This is a genomic window from Paenibacillus sp. YYML68, from assembly GCF_027923405.1.
Lineage (GTDB): Bacteria > Bacillota > Bacilli > Paenibacillales > NBRC-103111 > Paenibacillus_G.
The window spans coordinates 3,816,232-3,837,044 of sequence record NZ_BQYI01000001.1 but is presented as its reverse complement, the minus strand read 5'-3'; the positions used below and the strand labels follow the sequence as shown (position 1 = coordinate 3,837,044).

General features: G+C 55.3%; 15 protein-coding genes. 13 read left to right on the top strand and 2 right to left on the bottom strand.

The features are described 5' to 3' along the window. The first annotated feature begins 11 nt into the window (after positions 1–11). The 12 genes from recJ to PAE68_RS17165 all read left to right on the top strand — a co-directional run bounded on the left by recJ (position 12) and on the right by PAE68_RS17165 (position 15,930). Positions 12–2,471 carry a single-stranded-DNA-specific exonuclease RecJ gene (gene recJ, locus PAE68_RS17220; RefSeq protein ID WP_281888980.1) on the top strand — a complete coding sequence of 820 codons (2,460 nt, stop codon included), beginning with the start codon at positions 12–14 and terminating at the stop codon, positions 2,469–2,471. Next, the gene (locus PAE68_RS17215) at positions 2,468–2,983 is read left to right on the top strand and encodes an adenine phosphoribosyltransferase (protein WP_281888978.1); all 516 of its coding nucleotides are present in this window, start codon (positions 2,468–2,470) and stop codon (positions 2,981–2,983) included. Before recJ ends, PAE68_RS17215 begins: the two co-directional genes overlap by 4 nt. Before the next feature lie 163 nt (positions 2,984–3,146). Beyond that, the gene (locus PAE68_RS17210; protein ID WP_281888975.1) at positions 3,147–5,345 is read left to right on the top strand and encodes a RelA/SpoT family protein; all 2,199 of its coding nucleotides are present in this window, start codon (positions 3,147–3,149) and stop codon (positions 5,343–5,345) included. A gap of 88 nt (positions 5,346–5,433) precedes the next feature. Continuing rightward, a complete protein-coding gene (dtd, locus tag PAE68_RS17205; RefSeq protein WP_281888973.1) occupies positions 5,434–5,883 on the top strand; it encodes a D-aminoacyl-tRNA deacylase in 450 nt (149 codons plus the stop codon). A 157-nt stretch (positions 5,884–6,040) separates the two neighbouring features. Further along, a complete protein-coding gene (locus tag PAE68_RS17200; protein WP_281888969.1) occupies positions 6,041–6,217 on the top strand; it encodes a hypothetical protein in 177 nt (58 codons plus the stop codon). Between the two features lie 127 nt (positions 6,218–6,344). Beyond that, on the top strand, positions 6,345–7,889 hold the full coding sequence (locus PAE68_RS17195; protein WP_281888965.1) for a coproporphyrinogen III oxidase: 1,545 nt from the start codon (positions 6,345–6,347) through the stop codon (positions 7,887–7,889). A 169-nt stretch (positions 7,890–8,058) separates the two neighbouring features. Further along, a complete protein-coding gene (locus tag PAE68_RS17190) occupies positions 8,059–10,008 on the top strand; it encodes an FAD-dependent oxidoreductase (RefSeq protein WP_281888963.1) in 1,950 nt (649 codons plus the stop codon). Positions 10,009–10,537: 529 nt separating this feature from the next. Continuing rightward, a complete protein-coding gene (hisS, locus tag PAE68_RS17185; RefSeq protein WP_281888961.1) occupies positions 10,538–11,803 on the top strand; it encodes a histidine--tRNA ligase in 1,266 nt (421 codons plus the stop codon). A gap of 122 nt (positions 11,804–11,925) precedes the next feature. Continuing rightward, positions 11,926–13,713: an aspartate--tRNA ligase gene (gene aspS / locus PAE68_RS17180; protein WP_397378974.1), complete on the top strand. Its 1,788-nt coding sequence runs from the start codon at positions 11,926–11,928 to the stop codon at positions 13,711–13,713. A 31-nt stretch (positions 13,714–13,744) separates the two neighbouring features. Then, positions 13,745–14,500 carry a tRNA threonylcarbamoyladenosine dehydratase gene (locus PAE68_RS17175; protein WP_281888959.1) on the top strand — a complete coding sequence of 252 codons (756 nt, stop codon included), beginning with the start codon at positions 13,745–13,747 and terminating at the stop codon, positions 14,498–14,500. A gap of 180 nt (positions 14,501–14,680) precedes the next feature. Next, positions 14,681–15,469, top strand: a complete 789-nt coding sequence (locus tag PAE68_RS17170) for a hypothetical protein (RefSeq protein ID WP_281888957.1) — start codon at positions 14,681–14,683, stop codon at positions 15,467–15,469. Next, on the top strand, positions 15,469–15,930 hold the full coding sequence (locus PAE68_RS17165; RefSeq protein ID WP_281888956.1) for a hypothetical protein: 462 nt from the start codon (positions 15,469–15,471) through the stop codon (positions 15,928–15,930). Before PAE68_RS17170 ends, PAE68_RS17165 begins: the two co-directional genes overlap by 1 nt. A 38-nt stretch (positions 15,931–15,968) precedes the next feature. Here the strand turns inward: PAE68_RS17165 and PAE68_RS17160 are convergent, their stop codons facing one another. Both PAE68_RS17160 and PAE68_RS17155 read right to left on the bottom strand, forming a co-directional pair. Continuing rightward, positions 15,969–17,231 carry a replication-associated recombination protein A gene (locus PAE68_RS17160; RefSeq protein ID WP_281888955.1) on the bottom strand — a complete coding sequence of 421 codons (1,263 nt, stop codon included), beginning with the start codon at positions 17,229–17,231 and terminating at the stop codon, positions 15,969–15,971. Positions 17,232–17,360: 129 nt separating this feature from the next. After that, entirely contained in the window at positions 17,361–19,178 is a 1,818-nt protein-coding gene (locus PAE68_RS17155; RefSeq protein WP_281888953.1) for an AAA family ATPase, read from the bottom strand. Positions 19,179–19,453: 275 nt separating this feature from the next. On the opposite strand from PAE68_RS17155, the gene PAE68_RS17150 reads away from it, so the two are divergent. Then, a complete protein-coding gene (locus PAE68_RS17150) occupies positions 19,454–20,809 on the top strand; it encodes a hemolysin family protein (protein ID WP_281888951.1) in 1,356 nt (451 codons plus the stop codon). Positions 20,810–20,813: the final 4 nt, after the last annotated feature.

Genomic DNA, 20,813 nt, shown 5'->3' with positions numbered 1-20,813 from the left:
GATCGACACGTATGCTTCAGGGGAAGGCAAGATGGTCGGTCGGTCAACCGGAGCCGCATATCGCACAGACGCTGGAGCAAGCCTTAGGCGTGCCCCCGCTCGTGGCCAAGCTGCTTGCGGTACGCGGCTGGACGGACATCGAGCAGGCAGCTCAGTTTTTACACGGAGGAACGGAGCATACGCACGATCCGTACTTGCTGGACGGAATGGAGCAGGCTGTCGAGCGTATTCGCCGCGCCGTCGAGGCTGGCGAATATATTCGCGTGTATGGCGATTACGATGCGGACGGGGTAAGCAGCACCACACTTATGGTTAAGCTGCTGCAGCAGCTCGATTGCCGCTTCGATACGTATATACCGCATCGGGTGCATGAGGGCTATGGCTTGAATACGGCGGCGCTCGATGCAGCGAAGGAAGCAGGCGTGTCCCTCATCATCACTGTCGATACAGGGATCAGCGCTGTCGAGCAGATCGCTTATGCTGCAGAGCTTGGTATCGATGTCGTCGTGACGGATCATCATGAGCCGCCGGAGCGGCTGCCTGATGCCTACGCGATCATCAATCCGAAGAAGCCAACCTGTTCGTATCCGTTCAAGCACTTGGCTGGCGTCGGCGTCAGCTTCAAGCTGGCTCAGGCGCTGCTTGGCCGCTGGCCGGAGGAGCTGCTAGAATACGTCGCAATCGGTACAGTCGCGGATCTGATGCACCTATCTGGAGAGAATCGCATTATGGTAAAGCAAGGCATTGCCCGCATGCGCTCCACGACGAACTATGGAATACGCTCTTTGCTCGGCGTAGCCGGTATTGCGCTGAAGGATGTGAACTCGACCCATATCGGCTTCGCGATCGCTCCTCGCATCAACGCAAGCGGAAGGCTGCTTAGTGCTGATACGGCTGTCCGATTGCTGACGACTGACAGCGAGCAGGAGGCCGAGCATCTGGCACATGAGCTCGATCAGCTGAATAAGGAGCGACAGCGGATCGTAGATGAGATGACGAAGCAGGCTGCATCGATGGTCGAGCGTCGCAAGGCGGCGGATGGCAAGCTGCCGGAGGCCATCGTGCTGGCAGACGAATCGTGGAACGTCGGCGTCATCGGCATCGTCGCCTCCAAGATGGTAGATCGGTATTACAGGCCGACGATCATTCTCGGCATTGATCCGGACACCGGGAAGGCGAAGGGCTCCGCCCGCTCCATCGCTGGCTACGACATGTACAAGGCGCTCACCCGCTGCGACGACTTGATGGAGCATTACGGTGGCCATCCGATGGCGGCAGGTATGACAGTCGCAAGAGATCATTTGCCAGAGCTGGAGGCGAGGATGATTCAGCTCGCGCAGGAGTGGCTGCAGCCGGAAGACTATATACCGGTGATGCAGTCAGATCTGGAGTGCCGGTTCGAGGACATTCATATTGACAGCATTCGGCAGCTGGAGCAGCTCGGCCCGTTCGGCATGGGCAACCCGGCTCCGCGCTTCACGTTCACTGAGCTGCATGTGAGCGAGCAGCGGACGCTCGGCAAGGAGCATCAGCACTTGAAGCTGACGCTGAAGAGCTCGCTGGAGGCGGCGGCCGGGGTGGAAGCGATCGCGTTCGGGAAGGGCGCGCTAGGCGAGTGGATCTCGCCGTCCGCTCGGATGAACGTGATCGGCGAGCTATCCTTGAACGAATGGAATGGCACGTGTCGGCCTCAAATTATGGTGCAGGATCTATGTGTACCAGGCGTACAGCTGTTCGACTGGCGAGGCACCGCTCAGCCGGAGCGCAAGCTTGCCGAGGTGCTGGACCGGCTGAAGCGTCTGCCGGGGGGCGAGCGTCCTGCTCGGAAGCCTCCGGTCGTCATCGTGTTCGGCTCCTATGTGCCGGACGCCCTGCGTCAGCTCGATGCTGAGGCGGCGGTGTGGACGGTCGATGTATTCGGCACAGCAGCGCCTCATGGCTTGGCTGCTGAGCTCATATCGATCTCTGAGGCGAGCGACATCGTGCTGTACACCGTTCCCGATACGATGAAGCAGCTGCAGTCAGTCACGACATCGGCACTGTCCGTGCACAGGTACTTCGCGCTGTTCGGCAGCTCCGAGATAGATCGGCAGGCGTCGACCGTACCGGATCGCGACATGTTCAAGGCGGTGTACGGCGCGGCGTCCCTGCTCGATAAGAATGGACATCAAGTCGGCTCGGTGCTCGCTTACGAGCAAGCGATTGCGAAGCGCGCAGGAGTATCTGTCGGTCTCGTACGGTTCATGCTCGACGTATTCACTGAGCTCGGATTAGCCGAGCGTATCGAGGGCGGCTTCCGCCTCGTGGCTGCAGCCCAGAAGAGAGAGCTGACATCGTCTACCTTATATCAAGCCAGATTGAAGCGTCCGGAGGCGGAGCAGCAGCTACTGTACTCCTCCTCCAGGGAGCTGCTTGAATTATTGACTGACCACCTTATGACTAGTGAACCTATATTGGAGGAAATCGTATGAACTACAAATCGTATATCCGCGAAATTGCGGACTTCCCTCAGCCCGGCATCAGCTTCAAAGACATTACAACGCTTCTGAACGACGGCGCGGCGTACAAGGCCGTCATTGAGGAGCTCGTGAAGCGGCTGGAGGGTCAGCAGATTGATTGCATCGCAGGGCCTGAAGCGCGCGGCTTCGTCATCGGCGCTCCGCTTGCTGTAGCGCTCGGGGTCGGCTTCGTGCCGATCCGCAAGAGCGGCAAGCTGCCAGGCGAGACGATCGAGGCTGACTATGCGCTCGAGTATGGCAAGGATAAGCTGGCGATGCACAGCGATGCAATCTCGCCAGGGCAAAAGGTGCTGATCGCCGACGATCTGCTCGCAACTGGCGGCACCATTGCAGCCTCGATGAATCTCGTGAAGCAGCTGGGCGGCGAGGTCGTCGGCGCAGCGTTCCTGATCGAGCTGCTCGAGCTGAACGGCCGTGAGAAGCTGGACGGCGTTGAAGTGATTTCACTCGTACAATACGAATAGCACCAAGTAGCGCACGATAGTGAGAGATGCAGGAGACCGCGAGGTCTCCTTTTTATGTATAATTAAGAATCGAAATCGCTCGGTTGTTCGGCTTATTCTTGACGGAGAGCCTGCTTCAGGGGCATAATGGATTAAAATCAAATCGAGGGAATGGAAAAGACCGATGGGGATAGAACAGCTTCTTGAGAAGGCATCTAAATATATGAAGGAACAAGAGCTTATCCGAATCCGGGAGGCTTACGTATTTGCCGACGAAGCCCACTTCGGTCAAGTTCGTAAGTCCGGCGAGCCTTACATTCTGCATCCGCTTGCAGTTGCGGACATTCTGGTTAACATGCAGATGGACGTCATCAGCGTCATCGCGGCGCTGCTGCATGATGTGGTGGAGGATACGACGGTGCCGCTCGAGGCGGTGCATGAACGGTTCGGCGCGACGTGTGCAATGATTGTGGACGGCTTGACGAAGCTGGAGAAGATCAAGTTCAAGAGCAAGGAAGAGCATCAGAACGAGAATTATCGGAAAATGTTCGTGGCGATGGCGCAAGATATTCGTGTAATCTTGATCAAGCTTGCCGATCGTCTTCATAATATGCGCACGTTGAAGCACCAATCCGAGGAGGCGCAGCGGCGAATCGCGGATGAGACGCTTGAAATATTTTGCCCGATTGCGCACCGGCTCGGTATATCGGCGATCAAGTGGGAGATGGAGGATATCGCGCTCCGCTACTTGAACCCGCAGCAATATTACCGGATCGTCAACCTGATGCAGAAGAAGCGGACCGAGCGAGAGCAATATATTAACGATGTCATCACGAATGTACGTGAGAAGCTCGGCGAGATGGGCATCGAGGGCGATATATCTGGCAGACCGAAGCATATTTACAGTATTTACAAAAAAATGACGACGCGAAACAAGCAGTTCAACGAAATCTACGATCTGCTCGCACTGCGTATTATCGTGGACAACATTAAAGATTGTTATGCAACGCTCGGCATCATTCATACGCTGTGGAAGCCGATGCCTGGCCGCTTCAAGGATTATATCGCGATGCCGAAGCCGAACATGTACCAGTCGCTGCATACGACGGTGATCGGACCGAAGGGTGAGCCGCTCGAGGTGCAGATTCGGACGTTCGACATGCATCGCACGTCGGAGTACGGGGTGGCGGCGCACTGGGCTTATAAGGAGGGCGCGACCGGACCTTCCAGCGGCTATGAGGACAAGATGCAGTTCATCCGCGAAATTATCGAGCTGCAGAATGAGGCGGAGGACGCCTCGGAGTTCGTGGAGTCGCTCAAGATGGATTTCTTCTCCGATCTTGTGTTCGTCTTCACGCCGAAGGGTGAGGTGATCGAGCTGCCTGCTGGATCGGTGCCGCTCGATTTTGCATATCGCATCCATACAGAGGTCGGTAACCGAACGATCGGGGCCAAGGTGAACGGACGTATTGTGCCGCTCGACCATAAGCTGAAGACGGGAGATATTATCGAGATCTTAACGTCCAAGCATTCCTATGGCCCTAGTCAGGATTGGGTGAAGATCGCCCAGTCGTCGCATGCCCGCTCGAAGATTCGTCAATGGTTCAAGAAGGAGCGGCGCGAGGAGAACGTGCTGAAGGGTCGCGACATGATCGAGCGTGAGCTCAAGCGACTCGGCTATGAGCCGCCTGCGCTGATGAAGGACGACGAGCTGCTCGAGGTGGCGAAGAAGTTCAACTTCCACGAGATTGAGGATATGATGTCGGCTGTCGGCTTCGGCGGCATTACCGCTGCACAGATCGTGACCCGGCTGACGGAGAAGGTTCGTCGTGAAGCAGAGGAGGCGCAGCAGCAGGCGCTGCAGCTGACCAGCGAGGTGCGCGATATGCGCGTCCCGTCTCACGACAAGGAGCGCAAGGGGCGGCCGACGAACGGAGTACGTGTTAAGGGTGTAGATAACTTGCTCGTCCGCTTCGCGCGCTGCTGCAATCCGGTGCCCGGCGACCGCATTATCGGGTATATTACACGCGGACGAGGCGTGTCCGTGCATCGCTCGGACTGTACGAATATTCCTTCTCCTGAGCATAGCGACGAGGGCAACCGCGTCATTGAGGTCGAATGGGCCGATCAGGTGGAGGCGAACTATAATGTCGAGATCGAAATTACCGGCCATGACCGTCGCGGACTGCTGAACGAGGTGCTGCAGGCCGTGTCAGAGAGCAAGACCGTCATCTCTGCCGTATCCGGCCGTTCGGACAAGAACAAGATGGCGATGATTCATATGACGATACTGATTCGCAATATCGATCATCTGCATGCCGTTGTGGAGAAAATTAAGCGGGTGAAGGATGTTTATTCGGTGCAGCGCATTATGCAGGCTTAGTCAGTCAATCGGAGCTATGACAGGAGCCCGGGACGGCTAGAGCGTGAGCTTTACCGACTCGTCGGAGGGAAAGGGGACTAGGAAGCAGATGCTCGTTGTATTGCAGCGCAGCAAGGCGGCAAGCGTCACTGTGGACGGTGAGCTCGTCGGCCGCATCGACTCGGGACTTGTGCTGCTCGTCGGTATAGCGGAGGGCGATACGGAGCACGATGCGAAGTATGTGGCGGATAAAATTGCGGGGCTTCGCATTTTTGAGGACGAGCAGGGGAAGATGAATCATTCGATTACGGAGACAGGCGGACAAATCTTGTCCGTCTCCCAATTCACGCTGTACGGCGATTGCAGCAAGGGAAAGCGGCCGAACTTCATGGCTGCTGCCCGTCCGGAGAAGGCGGAGCCGCTCTATGAGACGTTCAACGAGCTGCTGCGTGGACATGGTCTGACTGTAGAGACGGGGCGGTTCGGGGCGATGATGGACGTCGCGCTCGTGAATGACGGTCCGGTGACGCTGATCGTGGAGAGCAAGCGCAAGTCGTAGCAGACGTAGAAGGTCCCGGGTGCTGGCTGTAGCTGGGCTGAGGCTGGCTAGGGCTTGAGATGCAGCTTGAAGGGATAAACATGCGCTCAATGGGCAATGCTGACAAGTGTGAGAGCAGCAAGCCCTACAACTTGAGCACGCAAGGAGACAGCGAAGCATGTACCGATCCCCGAAGGAGCAAATCGCGCTGATGCCGGAGCTCTACATGGCGCTTGGCAATATGGAGGAGGCTGCGGCGATGCTATCGTCGGAGCGCTCGGTGTCCGATTGGAGCATGAGCCATTCCTCGGCGCATGAGCAGCTGAAGCGGACGCCGCGCAAGACGTTTCGTTAATACGACCAGACCGTAATCGCCGCTGTGCGAGAACGGTCTGTTTTCTTTTCCTGCACAGGAGAAATATGCTACACTATGGCTAGTTTGGCTTCCGCTAATCGCACGGAATCAAGGGGGGAACCACTTAGTGAGGATAGAGATTGAGCGCGTCGGCGTCGGTGAGCACGCCGGTGAGCTGTTACATATAGCGAAGCTGTTCTTCGAGAATGTGGAGGTCGTCTATACGCCGGATTCGGAAGCACAGCTGCATCTGCGTGTCGCGGCCGTTCTCGACGAGAATTCGCAGCGTGTGAAGGTCGAGCTTACGTTAACGGACCGTGCAAGCGGTCAAGTGCTGACGAGCACGAACAGTCGAGCTCTAGGAGCTCGAGACGAGGGCTTGAGACGGATGACGAAGCGCGCGGTCAGCTACGGGATGCTGGAGGTGCTCGGGGAGTATACGGGGCTTGAGCAGCCTTGGGGCATATTGACCGGCGTTCGACCGACGAAGCTCATGCACAATTTGATGATGAAGAATACGGGGATCGAGTCATGCAAGCAGGTGCTGCGCGATGAATATTTGGTCACGGAGCCGAAGGTCGAGCTGTTGGCGGACATCGCGGAGCGCCAGCTGAAGGTGATCCCGGACTTGTTCCACCTCGATCGCGAGGTTAGTCTGTACATCGGCATCCCGTTCTGTCCGACCAAGTGCGCCTACTGTACGTTCCCAGCCTACGATATTCGCGGACAGAACGGCTCGGTTGAGGCGTTCCTCGAAGGGCTGCATGAGGAGATTCGGCTGACGGGGCAATGGCTGAAGGAGCAGGGACTGTCGATTACAACGATCTATTGGGGCGGCGGCACACCGACCAGCATTACGGCGGAGCAGATGGAGGCGCTGTTCGTCACGATGCACGAGTGGATGCCGTCGATGGATCGGGTACGCGAGCTGACGGTCGAGGCAGGTCGTCCCGATACGATTACGGCCGATAAGATCGAGGTGATGAAGCGCTACAACGTGCATCGGATCAGCATTAATCCGCAAAGCTTCACGCAGGCGACGCTGGATGCGATCGGGCGCCACCATACAGTCGAGGAGACGATTGAGAAGTTCAAGCTCGCAAGGGAGCTCGGCATGAACAACATTAATATGGACCTCATCGTAGGTCTTCCGGACGAAGGTCTTGAGGAGCTGCAGCGAACGCTGGACGAGACGGGGAAGCTGATGCCTGAGTCTCTGACCGTCCATACGCTGTCCTTCAAGCGCGCTTCCCGTATGACGAAGAACAAGGACGAGTACGAGGTGGCAGGACGGGAGGAGATCGCCGAGATGATCAAGACGGCCTCCGACTGGACGACGGCGCATCAGTACGTTCCGTATTACATGTATCGTCAAAAAAATATTCTCGGCAACCAGGAGAACGTCGGCTACTCGTTCGAAGGCTACGAAAGCTTGTATAACATCCTTATGATGGAGGAGCGCCAGACGATTATCGGGCTCGGCTGCGGCGCCGTCAGCAAGGTGCTGTTCCCGAAGGTCGAGCATGAGGAAGGCTACGAGCAGCGCATCGAGCGTTTCCCGAATCCGAAGGAGCCGTCGGTCTACAACCAGGCCTATCGAGAATATATCGACAAGAAGCTGCGGCTATTGGACGAGGCTTACGGAGCGGCAGGCTCCATGGTGTCGGTATGACACATTGAGACTTGACACGGGCAGCACATTCCATTAGATTGGTCACGATGCTGCGTGAGCGAGGCCCTCGTCTGTCCAAGTGATGTCGAAGGAAAGCGAAGGCTGCAACTTTATTCCATGCTATTCGTCTATTGTGTAGAAATTTATTCCAATTATAAAGAGGTGTGTCATGGCAGGAAATTTGAGTAATTCGGGCGGCAGCATGAAGGGCTACATCGGCGTATTGCTTGCGATCATCGTGATCGCTGCAGCGGCGAGCGGTCTGTACGTATGGAAGCAATACGATATCAAGCATAATCCGGCGGCGCGACAATCGCAGACGTTGACAGAGGTGAAGACGATTGCTTCACCACAGGAGCAGTACGATGTCATTGTAGCGGGCACCGACCCTGAGGGCGTCGCGGCTGCAGTGTCGGCCTCCCGGAACGGACTGAAGACGTTGCTCGTGGACGGACGCGACCGGGCCATTCTCGGCGGCTTAATGACTCTTGGCTGGCTGAACAGTTTGGATATGAATTACGAGCCGGAGAAGGGCGTTCTGAATCATCACGAGCTGATGAATAAGGGGATTTTTGCCGAATGGTATTCCAAGATTGAGGGAGATTCGTTCGATGTCGTGACGGCTGCTAACGCGTTCCATCAGATCGCAGGCGGGGAAGCGAACCTGGACGTGCTGCTGAAGGTGCAGTCGATGGAGCCGATCGTCGATACGGCTGGCGGCGCCTCCAAGGTGACTGGCCTTAAGCTGACGCTGGCTGATGGGTCTACACGCGAGGTGAAGGCTAGCGCAGTCATCGACGCGACGCAGGATGCGGATATCGCGGCGCTCGCTGGCGTGCCTTATACGTTCGGACGCGAGGATCTTGGGGACAAGAAGTCGCGTATGGCGGTAACGCTTGTCTTCCGTCTGAACAACATTACGCCTGACGTGTGGAAGAAGGTGCAGGAGCGTCTTGAAGGAGACGGTGATGCCGGCACTGGCGCCAATGCGATGAGCGCGTGGGGCTACAAGGATATGAAGGACTATCCTTCGGTGAACAAGGAGCGCGTCGCGATGCGCGGGCTCAATATTGGCCGACAGAACGACAACACGATGCTGATCAATGCGCTGCAGGTGTTCGGCATTGACGGCACCGATCCAAAATCGCGCGAGGAAGCGTTCGAGATTGCGAAGAGCGAGCTGCCGCACATCGTTGCGCATATGAAGAGTAAGTATCCCGAATTCGCTAACATTGAGCTGGATGGCACCGCTCCAGAGCTGTACGTGCGTGAGACGCGCCACATACAGGGCGAATACCGTCTGAGCATTATCGACGTGGTGGAGAACCGCGACCATTGGGACCGCATCGGCTTCGGCGAATATCCGGTCGATATTCAGCGTCTGTCGCCTGCGGATACAGGGGCAGTCGTGACGGATCCGAAGAAATATGCGATTCCGTTCCGCACCATTGTGCCGCTGAAGGTAGACGGGCTGCTCGTCATCGGTCGCGCGTCCAGCTTCGATACGCTGCCGCATGGCAGCGCGCGCGTCATCCCGATCGGCATGGCAGCTGGCGAAGCGGCTGGCGCGGCGGTCAAGATCGCGAACGAGCGCAAGCTGACGTTCCGCCAGATGGCGGCTTCGAAGGAAGCGATCGAGACGCTGCAGGCGACGCTGAACGCACAAGGCATGGTGCTGCAGCCGTACGAGCTGAAGCCAGAGCCGTTCATGTCGCACAAGGCGTATGAGGGCTTGAAGGTGGCCATCACGCTCGGATTGACGACTGGCGGCTACGATAACAATTTCCGCATGGATGAGAAGAGCAATCAGCAGCGGATGGTCAACCTGCTCGAGGGGCTCCGCAAGCATAAGCCGGATGCGATGAAGGGTGCGCCGTCGGGAGCGCTCGCGAAGGGTGCTGACGCGAAGACGCTGCCAGTCACGCTTGATCATGCCGCCTACATGATCGCGCTGCTCTTGAAGCTCGAGGGAGCGGGTATGAAGCAGGCGGTCAGCCAGCTGCAGACAGCCGGTTACTTGACGGCGGCAACGGTAGAGTCGATCGCAAACAAGGAGGAGCTGACGAACGCCGACACGTACATGCTCATTAAGGATGTCGTACAAGCGCTGAACAAGTAAGCGGGAGCAGCGCGAATCGACTTTCGTACACCATTTGACCGGATTCGACTTGACTTTGTACAGCATTGGAAGTTAAAATGTGAGCATTGAATGTCATGAATACCCAATGATCCGTTAGATGGGAACAAGTAGTTCGAACCTTGCATACGCCAGAGAGGGAAGACGCGGCTGAAAGCTTCCTTATGCGAATCGGATGAACAGACCTCCCGGAGGACGAGCAGGGAACCCCGGCTGTGATACATGTAACAGATTAGCTGTGCACATGAATCGCAACATTGACGGGCAGTAGCTGCTTGCGCAGGCGGGCGTTACCCGCATCAAGTGTGAATAAGCTTTCGCCGACTGGATGGTGTCTAATGTCCGGCCAGCAGCGATCGTTTGTTCAAATCGCGGGTGGTACCGCGGGAGATAGCAGCTGTGATTCGTATCTCTCGTCCCTGATGCATACAGGGGCGGGAGATTTTTTGCGTACATGCGTACAAGGAAGAGTTCAATCACTATCAGAATAAGGAAGGAGCTGAAGCTCAGGATGTCCATTCAGAAGCCGAAGGGTACGCAGGATCTGCTGCCAGGTGTTGTGGAGAAGTGGCAATATCTCGAAGGCAAGGCTCGCGAGCTGTGCGCGCGGTTCAATTATCGCGAAATTCGTACGCCGATCTTCGAGCACACCGAGCTGTTTCAGCGCGGCGTAGGCGAGACGACGGATATTGTCGAGAAGGAAATGTACACGTTCATGGACAAGGGCGACCGCAGCATCTCGCTACGTCCAGAAGGAACAGCAGGCGTCGTCCGCGCTTATGTCGAGAACAAGCTGTACGGCGAGCCGGATGTGAGCAAGCTGTATTATATCGGACCGATGTTCAGGTATGAGCAGCCGCAGGCGGGAAGGTACCGCCAGTTTCACCAGTTCGGCATCGAGGCGTTCGGCTCGGTCGATCCGGCGATCGATGCAGAGGTGATTGCGCTCGGCTACACGTTCTACAAGGAGATCGGGCTGAAGGACGTCACGGTTGAGGTGAACTCCGTCGGCAATCCGGCTGTGCGTGCGGCGTATCGGACGCATATCCAGCAATTTTTCGCCCCGGTCAAGGAGCAGCTGTGCAAGGATTGCCAATCTCGCTATGACCGCAACCCGATGCGTATTCTCGATTGCAAGATTGATCAGAAATTCGGCGAGGGCGCACCGACGATTGTGGAGCATCTGGATGAGGAGTGCCGCACGCACTTCGAGGCGCTGCAGGAGCATCTGACTGCGCTCGGCGTACCGTTCCGGCTCAATCCGAGGCTTGTGCGCGGACTGGACTACTACACGCATACGGCGTTCGAGTACAAGGCGGCGGGCATTGGCGCGATCGACACGATCGGCGGCGGCGGCCGCTTCAACGGACTCGTCGGACAGATCGGCGGTAACGACCAGCCGGGTGTCGGCCTCGGTCTAGGGCTCGAGCGCATCCTGCTCGTGCTGCAGGCGCAGGGCATCGAGGTGCCGGGCGCGAAGCCGCTCGACGTGTACGTAATCGGGCTCGGCGAAGCGGCTGAGAAGGCGACGGTGAAGCTGGTGCACGAGCTGCGCGGCGCAGGGCTGTCAGCAGAGCGGGACTACCAGTCGCGCAAGATCAAGGCGCAGATGAAGTCCGCTGACCGCCATCAGGCTGCGTACGTGGCTATTCTCGGCGATGACGAGCTGGCCAAGGGCGAGATTACGGTCAAGGCGATGGCGACCGGGGAGCAGGAGACGTTGGCGCTCTCGGACGTTGCGAGCGTGCTAGCGGGTAGAGTAAGAGGCTCGAACTAGGCAGGCGAAGCTTGCGGAGAGCGATGCTCGCGTGTTGTGTAACGAAATTGCCTAGCGCTTCAGCACAGCTGTACGAATAATAATTGTAGCCATTCACCAAACTTTGGAGGTAGACCATTCCTATGACGCAAATGTTAAAAACAAACGACTGCGGCTCGCTGACTAAAGCGAACGTCGGTCAAACCGTAACCTTGAACGGCTGGGTGCAGCGCAGACGCGACCTCGGCGGCGTTCTGTTCATCGATCTTCGCGACCGCAGCGGTCTTGTACAGATCGTATTCAACCCAGAGTTCTCCGCAGAGGCGCTTGCGATTGCTGACCGTGCGCGCAACGAGTACGTGCTTGCTGTTCGCGGCACCGTTATCGAGCGCGATGCTGAGACGGTGAATGCCAACATCCCGACAGGGGAAATCGAGATCCGCGTGACGGAAATCGAAATATTGAATGCAGCGAAAAACCCGCCGTTCTTCATCGAAGACGGCATCGAGATCGACGAGTCTCTTCGTCTGAAGTACCGTTACCTCGACCTGCGCCGTCCGGAAATGCAGCGTACACTGCAGCTTCGCTCCAAAGCAGCGAAGGTGTTCCGCGATTACTTAGACGACAGTGGCTTCATCGAGGTCGAGACGCCGATCTTGACGAAGAGCACGCCTGAGGGCGCGCGCGATTACCTCGTGCCAAGCCGTGTGCATCCGGGCGAGTTCTTCGCCTTGCCGCAGTCTCCGCAAATATTCAAGCAGCTGCTGATGGTCGGCGGTCTTGAGCGCTACTACCAGATCGCACGTTGCTTCCGTGACGAGGATCTTCGTGCAGACCGTCAGCCGGAGTTCACGCAGGTCGACATCGAGACGTCGTTCCTGACGCAGGATCAGCTTCTCGACATGATGGAGCAGCTGATGGTGAAGCTGTTCCGTGCGACGGCGAATGTCGAGCTCCAGACGCCGTTCCAGCGCATCTCTTATGCGGACGCCATGGGCAAGTACGGCTCGGACAAGCCGGACCTGCGCTTCGGCCTCGAGCTGAAGGACGTATCCGATATCGTTGCGCAATCGGGCGTGCAGGTGTTCGCAAGCGTCATTAGCAAGGGTGGCCAGGTGAAGGCGCTCAACGCGAAGGGCTGCGGCGTATGGAGCCGCAAGGAGATCGACGATCTCGGCGTATACGCGGCCCGTTACGGAGCGAAGGGTCTTGCTTGGATCACGTACAAGGACGGCGAGCTGAAGGGGCCGATCGTGAAGTTCTTCAACGAGCAGGAGCTGGAGCTCTTGAAGGAGCGCCTCGAGGCGGAGGAGGGCGACCTGCTGCTGTTCTCGGCGGATACGAAGAAGGTCGTGGCCGACGTGCTTGGCAACCTGCGTCTGAAGATCGGTCGTCAGCTCGGTCTGATCGACGAGAGCCAGTTCAAGTTCGCATGGGTCGTCGACTTCCCGCTGCTCAGCTATGACGATGAGGCGAAGCGCTACGTGGCCGAGCATCATCCGTTCACCCGTCCGAAGGAAGAGGACGTTCATTATTTCGATACAGACCCAGGTCAAATTCGCGCCCAAGCGTACGACCTTGTCCTGAACGGCTACGAGGTCGGCGGCGGTTCGATGCGTATATACAAGCGTGAGGTACAGGAAAAAATGTTCGCGGCGCTCGGCTTCTCGCCTGACGAAGCGAACGAGAAGTTCGGCTTCCTGCTCGAGGCATTCGAGTACGGCACGCCGCCACACGGCGGTATTGCGTTCGGCTTCGATCGTCTCGTCATGCTGATCACGGGACGCACGAACCTCCGCGAGACGATCGCGTTCCCTAAGACAGCAAGCGCGACGGACCTCTTGACCGATGCACCGGGAACAGTCGACGAGAAGCAGCTCGAGCAGCTGTCCATTCGCATCGCGACGAAGCCGCCTGTATTCAAGTCCTAACTCGTTACACTTCAAAGGAGTTGACAGCGTCATGCTGCATCAATTTTCGCGAACGGAGCTTGCAATCGGCCCGGAAGGGCTCGATGTGATGAAGAACAGCACGGTAGCTGTGCTCGGAATCGGCGGCGTCGGCTCGATCGCAGCTGAGGCGCTCGCACGCACGGGCGTCGGTAGATTGATCCTGATCGACAAGGACGTCGTCGACATTACGAACGTGAATCGGCAAATTCACGCCCTCGTTACGACCGTCGGTCAGCCGAAGGCGGAGCTCATGCGCGACCGTATCCTGCAAATTAATCCGGAGTGCGATTGTATCGCGCTCAAGATGTTCTATACCGAGGAGACGTACGAGCAGCTATTCGCCTATCCGCTCGACTACGTGCTGGACGCCTCCGACACGATCAGCTACAAGATTCATCTGATCAAGGAATGCCGTCGCCGCCGCATCTCGCTCATCTCGAGCATGGGCGCGGCGAACAAGATGGACCCGACGAAGTTCCAGGTGGCGGACATCTCGAAGACGTCAGTCGATCCGCTCGCCCGCGTTATTCGCCACAAGCTCCGCAAGGAGGGCATTACGCGCGGCGTCAAGGTCGTCTTCTCGACCGAGACGCCGATGAAGCCGCGCGAGGACGTGACGCAGCGTATCGTCCCGGAGAATGCGCCGGAAATTCGCAAGGCGCAGCAGCCTCCGGCGAGCAACGCGTTCGTGCCGCCAGTCGCTGGGCTCATCATGGTTAGCGTCGCCGTGCGCGATATGCTGGCTAAGGCCGACATTCAAGCGTAAGCATTGCGAAGCACACCGATCTCATCAACGCTTACCGAGCCATATCGAAGCTCATATAACCGCGGATTAAGCCGCGATCTGCCTTACAGGGCAGGTCGCGGCTTTTCTTTTTGACCAAGATGTAAATAATATGTAAATCGGGGCATGCTAACCATAACGAATGAGTATGGAGAGATGCGTATGACGAAGACGACAGAAACAGGTACGACGCAGCGGCTACTTGCGTATATGAGCACGATGAACATTAATATTTTGCACCTACGTAATCCTTGGGTAACTGCCTGGTGGTCAGCGGCATTTCCGGGCTTTGGTCATTTGCAGCTTGGCCTTCATGTGAAAGGATTCATTTTAATATTATGGGAGGTGCTAATCAATGTTCACTCACGCATTAATGAGGCGATGGTACTTTCCTTCACGGGGCGGTTTAAGGAAGCTCAGCAGGTCATTAATCACAAGTGGGTGCTACTATACATTGCTGTATACGTGTATGCGATCTGGGATAGCTATCGGACGACGGTGGAGCAGAATAAGCTGTATGTGATGGCCGATCGGGAGAACTGTCGGGTAGGCTTCTACCAGCTAAGCTCTGTCGTAATGAAATATTTAGATCGGCGCATACCCTGGCTTGCTCTTGTATGGTCTTTACTGATGCCCGGACTTGGCCAATTGTATCTGCACCGGATTCCGAACGGCTTCTTCCTTCTGGCAGGCTGGATTGTTCTGTCGTATTACTCCAACTTCATGGACGGCTTGCTGACCGCAGCGATGGGTGACTGGAGCAGCATCCCGAGTCTCGACCCGCAATGGGCTTTATTCATGCCCTCGATCTACTGCTTTGCTGCCTTCGACGCTTACATCTACTCGGTCGAGTATAACAAGCTGTTCGCGCGCGTACAGCGCAGCTGGCTGGTGGATCACTATCAGCAATTGACTCCAATCTTAGGCTCCGGCTTGGCACGGAGGGACTAATGTACATTGTAGCGACGTTTCAATATTCGATAGAGCTGGAGATGGCAATAAGCGATCTGGAGAAAAAAGGAATAGCAAGCAGCTCCATCGCAGCCGTACCGCTCGATCGTCAGAAGCCGAAGGCGATCCATGTATTCGACACGATGAACCATTCGGACGGGGTCAGTCTGCTGGACGGTCCCGCCGTCTTGGGAACCGTATTCGCTGTTCTCGGCGCCTCGGCCGGCTTCATCTGGACGTGGGGGCCGATTATATGGGGACTCATTGGACTTGCTGTCGGTGGGCTGCTTGGAGGTCTATGTGAAGCGCTCGTATTCCGCAGGTGGAAGCAGCTGAAGCTGCGTAGAGCTGAGGAAGCGCAGGATGTGGTCGTCATCTTAGAATGCCAGCGTGAACAGGCTGAGGATGTGATAGATCTGCTGCGTGATCGTAATGCCGTGTCGATCGGCCACTGGGGCTGAGCCGTGACACGGCTTTTTTCCTATGCTTCAGTATAAGGTCAGCGCTGTGATGGCTGCCGCTTCGCGTAAATTTTCGCCTCAACACCACTGTTCTGCGGCTTGTACAGCTCGAGCCCCTGCAGCTCCTCAGGCATATATTGGACTCGGCTTCCGGGATTGTCGATGGGGTTAATGTACGACTTGGAGCCGTCCTTGATGTTGTCGGGCACCGGGTAGGCGCGGGTGCTGCGCACGGTGTCTAGCGCCTTCGCGATCGCCTTGTACGCCGAATTCGACTTCGGACTCTCGCATAAATAGATGACCGCCTGGGCGAGCGGAATGCGCGCCTCGGGCATGCCGACGAACTGTACCGCGTCCTTGGCGGCCAGCGCGATCTGCAGCGCATGCGGATTGGCCATGCCAATATCCTCGCTCGCGTGCACGACCATGCGGCGTACAATGTATATCGGGTCAACACCGGATTCGAGCAGGCGGGCTAGCCAATATACAGCTGCGTCGGAATGACTGCCGCGGATGCTCTTGCAGAAGGCGGAGGTCAAATTGTATACGTCGCTTGTCGTTACCGCATTCGTGCGGAATTGATACACCTCCTGCACCGTCGCGAGGGTCACGGTGTCCGACTCAGTCAAGCTGTACACGGCGTTCTCCAGCGCATTGAGCGCATTGCGAATATCTCCGTTGCAAATATCCGCCACATAGTCGAGCGCCTCCGGCTCGAGCTTCACCTTCAGCTTCCCAAGCCCTCTCTCCTCATCGGCCAGCGCCTTCGTGATTACCTTCTTGATGTCGTTCTCCGACAGCGTCTCCAGCCTGTAGATGCGGCAGCGCGAGGCAAGCGGAGGGATGATGTCATGGGCAATCGACTCCGTTGTCGCGCCCATCAGCACGATCGTTCCGTTCTCGACGACGGGTAAGAGCGCCTCTTGAACGTTCGATTTCATCGCGTGGATCTCGTCAATGAAGACGATCGTATTCTGTCCGTACAGCTTCTGCTCGTCGAGCGCTCTGGCGAATACGTTGCGCAGCTCTGCGACGGTGAGCGAGACGGCGTTCAGCTTGACGAAGTGAGCCTTGGTCAGGAGGCTGATGACGGTAGCGATTGTCGTTTTGCCCGAGGAGGGCGGTCCCTGCAAGATCATCGAGGTGACGCGATCCTGCTCGATGAGGCTTCGCAGCAGCTTGCCCTTGCCGAGCAGATGCTGCTGCCCGGCGATATCGTCAAGTGTCAAGGGGCGGAACCGCTCGGATAATGGCTGAATGCTGCGGCGCTCCTCTTCATAGTTCATTTCGAATAGGTCCATGTTCAGTACGCTCACTTTACTTCAGGATTAGGCTATTAATCTGTCGTTAGACATATTCGAGGCTTGCCGTAATGTTAACAAGTACTTGTGGCTTGCAACCCATTGGAGTATCAAACCCCATTCATTTTATCACCGAAGATCCATGTCCATTCTCTGCAACTGTTCCTTTTTGTAAGCTTGATTGCGGTCTTCTTGTGCTTTACGCTCGTAGTACTCCACTAACTCCTCGCGAGTGTAAATCTCCACTTTAGCGCAAAAATCTTTCTTATAGGCAGACAAGCCGATAATCACAATATCATTCTTATTTTCAAAAAATCTATAGTATCTGTTGTCTTTAACTTGTGCGATAGCTATATCCGCATCCCTCTCAAGGTTGGTTGCTTTGGAAGACTCCTTTAACTCGAATACATAATTTCTTAGCGGGCCGTCTAAGGGGGTTAACGCGATGTCAAATCGGCCTCTACCTGCTTCTCGATTTGATCGAACTACATACTTGTGGGACAAAGAGCACATCAATCCGAGTACCCACATGTGGTAAGAATTTTCACCCTTCAAATCCATATAGCTCGCAGACTCGTCAAACATATCGTGCAGTACTCTGGACAGCCTGCCGCAGCTCTCGTCAGTGGAGTCTAGATGATTAAGAATCTCGGACCAGTCGATGCGCTTTCCGATCCGAACCAGAAGTTTTAAGTTGTGAATCCAAGCTGCTTCAACCTCTTTGTTAGGGACCCTTAGCGACACAAACTCACCGGTGCTTTCTGTGTAAGTCAAGTAGCCCGTGTAGAACGCATATGTCAAAAAGTTGCTGAAGTTATCCACGCGATCGCTGTAGCCTATCGCATCATTTAATTTGGTACTCACACTGTCACCTGTTAGGAGAAGACTAACGTTTTTTATGTCCTCACTTGATAGATCATTATAGTACTGGATCCACTCAGACTTACCCGTAGTAACCCAAGTATTAGACGTGGACGGTTCCCCTCGTTTTACAGATTCGATAAACGTCATCACGCTCCAGGGGTTTAATATCTCTTTGTTTCCAGAATTGTAGAAATCAATTAGGGAGAACATCCGATCTTTGTCGTCGTCGGACATCCAGCTCCCAGTTAATATATTAACCTCTTCATAAGTAAATCCGAATATATCGTTATACTTACTTTGAAGGAATGAGTCCCTTATTGCATTATTAAACGAGCTAAGGATACTGTTTGCTGCCAAAGGAAGAACACCTGTGAGCAACGCCTTCTCCAAGTATGATTTGTCTTTAAATAATGCACTTAGGATTTGACTGTAAATTAACAGAACCTGGTCAAAATGCTCCCTGTCTTTTGTAGCGTCCGCAGTCTCTAGAACTCTGTCATATTCATCCACCAATATGATAAACTTCTTTTCCTCTGTTAAGTGCATATATTCCAAAAAAGCAGTCACTAAGCTGGTCAAGCTTTGAATGAATTGCTTAATAGTTGTTGTAGTAGTAGATGGGTTTGGCTGCATGGGTATTTCGCCATAGATGAGCTTGAATTGCACAAACTGCTTTTGATAGCGCATGAATAATGTAGAAAAGCAATTTCGTAATCCAGTGGCAAGACCAAACAATGTACTAGCGTCAATATCTTTAAAGGACAGCAATATAGAGTCACAATGATCCCTTGCAGATAGCAGTTCGGGACTTGCCAAGTTATTGATGTCTAGCTCCTTAAACCATCCTTTTTTGATCGGGTCAAAATAGGAATTAGTCATGTCCAAGACTGTAGTTTTGGTGAAGCGTCTAGGACGAACTATCAAGGTAACCTTGGCCCCGCTATCCCACCACCTTTGTATGAATCTTGTCTTATCCACGTATGCAGCAGATCCTGACATGTGCGACACGAAATCATGCTCACCCATTAGAAACGTAGGTGGCTTATCCAAAGCTTTGCTTTTATTATTTATTATTTGCGCCATAACAGGCCTCCTTAGTTTTTCGTATCTTCATGTAGGGAGAGATAAATCTCCTCGCGGCACTATATGTGAACGAATCGCTGTTGGCTTAACGGAAGTTCTATTACATGGAACAAATGTTTCTATATCTCTATTATTTTAGCATATTCCCGACCGTGATGAAATGGAGCTGTCCTCGAACTGGCGATTTGGAGTTCTAGGCCAAACCTCAAATGTATAGGGTATGAATAGAAGCTTAATTCGGACCTATACATCTTGAGCCAGGAAGGTGATGAAGCGTGGAAAGTGATCCATACCCCCAGTGGGTACATGCTCTGATGATTGTCGTGTTGCTTGGTTTGCATGCTTTCTTCGTCGCGGCCCAATTCGCCTTAGTGAAGGCGTCACGCAGTAAGCTTGAGAGGTTAGCTGCCTCAGCGTCAGCTCCAGCCTCAAGTCGATCCCACTGGCCTGGAACGATGACAGGCAAGCTGGATTCGTACTTATCCGTCTGCCGTCTCGGTCTGACGATGACCACGCTTGGACTCGGCTGGATGATGGAGCCGGCGTTCTATTCCGTGCTTCAGCCGCAGCTCGCTCCGCTAGGGGCACCGGAGCCTCTTACAGCATCCATCTCCTTCATCTCGGCCTTCCTGCTGATGTCCGGGCTTCATCTGCTCATTGGCGAGCAGCTTCCCCGCATGTATGCCATCCATAAGCCTGAGCGCGTCAGCGCAGCGGCTGTGCTGCCGCTTGCTGCGTTCCTGAAGCTGATGTATCCGATGATCGTTCCGATCGAATGGCTGTCTGTTCGACTGCTTCGCTTATGGGGCATTGAGCCGCAGCAGGAGCACCGCATCGTGCATACGGAGGAAGAGCTGCGCGTCATGCTGAAGGAGAGCAACCAGAGCGGGCTGATCGATAACGTCGAGATGGCACTCGTTGACAACATCTTCGAATTTACAGTAACGAGTGCACGAGAAATTATGATCCCCCGAACAGAGATGGTATGTCTGTACGCTAGCCTTCCGTTCGAGGAGAACCGAAGTATCGCGATCAGTGAAATGCATACCCGCTATCCGGTATGTAGTCCAGATAAGGACAACATTGGCGGCTTCGTTCATATGAAGGATCTGCTCAAGCTGCAGGAGGAGGATGGAGAGCTCTCGGCGATCATTCGTCCGATTCTGAAGGTGCCCCAGTCGATGCAGATCAGTGCACTGCTGAAGCTGATGCAGAAGCGCAAGGCACAGATGGCGCTGCTCATCGATGAGTTCGGCGGCACGAGCGGTCTTGTCACCTTCGAGGATATTATTGAAGAGATCGTAGGGGAAATACAGGATGAATTCGACGAGGAGCGTCCTCGTATCGAGCGAAGAGAAGACGGCAGCTTCTCCATTGACGGCAGAATGCTGATCGAAGAGGTGAACAGCTATTTCGGGCTGTCGATTGAATCGGATGATTACGACACCGTTGGCGGCTGGATCTACGCACAGGTCGAGATGCCGCCGACACGTCTGCAATATGTCGAGTGGGGTGACATGTACCGGTTCGCTGTTGAGGAGATCGAGCATTTGCGCATATCCCGCGTAACCGTTCGACGGCTCGAGGACCGGCAGCAGTTCAGCGATAGGAGACAGGTACAAGGCGAATGATTTT

Excerpts from the sequence above, each read along its gene's own strand:
- PAE68_RS17165 (WP_281888956.1), top strand. The coding sequence starts at position 15,469 with ATGTACATTGTAGCGACGTTTCAATATTCGATAGAGCTGGAGATGGCA.
- hisS (WP_281888961.1), top strand. The coding sequence starts at position 10,538 with ATGTCCATTCAGAAGCCGAAGGGTACGCAGGATCTGCTGCCAGGTGTT.
- PAE68_RS17215 (WP_281888978.1), top strand. The coding sequence starts at position 2,468 with ATGAACTACAAATCGTATATCCGCGAAATTGCGGACTTCCCTCAGCCC.
- recJ (WP_281888980.1), top strand. The coding sequence starts at position 12 with ATGCTTCAGGGGAAGGCAAGATGGTCGGTCGGTCAACCGGAGCCGCAT.
- PAE68_RS17160 (WP_281888955.1), bottom strand. The coding sequence starts at position 17,231 with ATGGACCTATTCGAAATGAACTATGAAGAGGAGCGCCGCAGCATTCAG.
- aspS (WP_397378974.1), top strand. The coding sequence starts at position 11,926 with ATGACGCAAATGTTAAAAACAAACGACTGCGGCTCGCTGACTAAAGCG.
- PAE68_RS17170 (WP_281888957.1), top strand. The coding sequence starts at position 14,681 with ATGACGAAGACGACAGAAACAGGTACGACGCAGCGGCTACTTGCGTAT.
- PAE68_RS17200 (WP_281888969.1), top strand. The coding sequence starts at position 6,041 with ATGTACCGATCCCCGAAGGAGCAAATCGCGCTGATGCCGGAGCTCTAC.
- PAE68_RS17175 (WP_281888959.1), top strand. The coding sequence starts at position 13,745 with ATGCTGCATCAATTTTCGCGAACGGAGCTTGCAATCGGCCCGGAAGGG.
- PAE68_RS17190 (WP_281888963.1), top strand. The coding sequence starts at position 8,059 with ATGGCAGGAAATTTGAGTAATTCGGGCGGCAGCATGAAGGGCTACATC.
- PAE68_RS17210 (WP_281888975.1), top strand. The coding sequence starts at position 3,147 with ATGGGGATAGAACAGCTTCTTGAGAAGGCATCTAAATATATGAAGGAA.
- dtd (WP_281888973.1), top strand. The coding sequence starts at position 5,434 with ATGCTCGTTGTATTGCAGCGCAGCAAGGCGGCAAGCGTCACTGTGGAC.
- PAE68_RS17155 (WP_281888953.1), bottom strand. The coding sequence starts at position 19,178 with ATGGCGCAAATAATAAATAATAAAAGCAAAGCTTTGGATAAGCCACCT.